The organism is Piscirickettsia salmonis LF-89 = ATCC VR-1361 (genome assembly GCF_000297215.2).
Lineage (GTDB): Bacteria > Pseudomonadota > Gammaproteobacteria > Piscirickettsiales > Piscirickettsiaceae > Piscirickettsia > Piscirickettsia salmonis.
This window is the reverse complement of the sequence record NZ_AMFF02000076.1, coordinates 52,586-54,269: the sequence shown is the minus strand read 5'-3', so window position 1 is coordinate 54,269 and position 1,684 is coordinate 52,586. Positions and strand designations below refer to the sequence as shown.

Genomic DNA, 1,684 nt, shown 5'->3' with positions numbered 1-1,684 from the left:
AGTGCGTAAGGTGAGTTACAAGGTCTTCAATAAATCCAAGCTCTTGCAAAGCCACCTTCAGTAATAACAACCCAGTTCGCTCTAAATCATGCGCCTGCCCCTCAGCATCATACAGGGCAAACCCCCAATCCTTGAGCAAATGCTCTGGAAGAATTTCTTCCATAAATTGAGAGTTATAGTCCTTAGGAAGGACAAACTTATTTTGTACAAGGCTCAATAACATTAAAGGGGTAATCGACGCTCTCAGATACCGGGAAAATTGATTAAAAACTCGCTGACCAAGATCTCGAGCAAAAGAATCTGGAATAAGCTGCATATTGTAGCTTGGTGCTACATGGTTATATAAACTATTAACCGAATGAATATTAGGAGTGGCAATATTATTTTCTGACAAAAAATTAAGCGCATACTGCTGAATAAGCTCCCTTTTTGCTGATAATAAATAATTATTTAAGCCACTACCGGCAATGATTCGATCAATCAACATGACTGCATTAGAATAAGCACCTTGGTAACATGCGCCCAAGATCAAATCATTAAATTGCCCAACCCGCAATTTTTTTAATAAAATCTGGTTATCATAATATAAAGACTCAAAGCGTTTTTTTAAGTTAGTAAGAATCAGTTCTTTTGCCGCTTCATCATTATTTACTGTTAATTTAATTAAGTTTTCTTGTAGATCCTTTAGTCGCTCCAAAGCAGGTGGGTTTTCATCGAAAATTTTATCTAATAAAAAAATAAACTGACTTTTAGCTTGATTAAAAGATTCTTGATCACCTCTTAAATAATATACCGGATGGCTTCCATATAACCTCTGATTTGTTAGGGAAATTTCCTGAACAACTTCTTCTTTTAACTCAATAAACTTCTTTGTTAAGCGTAAGGGCATACTTCCCCCTTAAAGTTTGATTAAAATTTAACAAATCAATCAAAATCAAAGATAGTCACGTACACTATATGCTAGATTAATTTAAATTAAACTTACTCATTTATTCATCCAACATAAAATTTCTCTTATAAATTAGAGTATTTTACAATGAAAAATAAAACTTTAAGAACATATATAATTAAAAAATAAACAATTAAATAAATAATATAACATATTAATCCGCTAGCATTATAGTAATAAGACTTAAAAAAATCAGTTAAAATTTGGCTATAAAAAGATTGCCATATCAATTTGCAATGTTTGATGTGTATTAGGGGGGGGGTACCCTAACAAATCAAATCTTAGATATCAATCAATTATTTAAAAAAATAGTAAATCACAAATATTTACAAAAACAAAAAAAATAGCTAGACTATGTCCTAATTAATATCTATAAATAAAATTTAGAGTTTATATTCCCTAATCAATATAGTAAAAATATATTAATTAACTTAGAGATTTAGATATATGCCAATACCAACATTGAAGGAAATTCAAGGTCAATACTTAATATTCCTCGCAGAAGCTTGCTCAAAAGCTGAAGATTGCGTCTATGATAGGCAATCAATCAAAAATAAAGAAGGTAAGTATGTCAACCTTAGTGAGGTTAAGCATTTTTTCTTGAATGAAGATAAAGATAAAAAAAATAATGAAATTGAAGATGCATACCAAAGCTTAAAAGAAAAATTAAAACTTAGTAAACGTAAGCGTCGCTACCTCGGTAGGTATTTTGCACATCCAATGATGCAAAATCGC

The 1,684-nt window shown here is 30.8% G+C and carries 2 protein-coding genes; one reads left to right on the top strand and one right to left on the bottom strand.

Going from position 1 to position 1,684, the window contains the following annotated elements; all coding sequences use genetic code 11:
- A partial coding sequence (locus C200_RS08175; protein ID WP_016212216.1) for a hypothetical protein occupies positions 1-889 on the bottom strand: 889 nt, incomplete at its 3' end.
- A 507-nt stretch (positions 890-1,396) separates the two neighbouring features.
- Between C200_RS08175 and C200_RS16115 the strand changes: the two genes are divergently transcribed.
- On the top strand, positions 1,397-1,684 hold a 288-nt coding region (locus C200_RS16115), incomplete at its 3' end, for a hypothetical protein (RefSeq protein ID WP_033923729.1).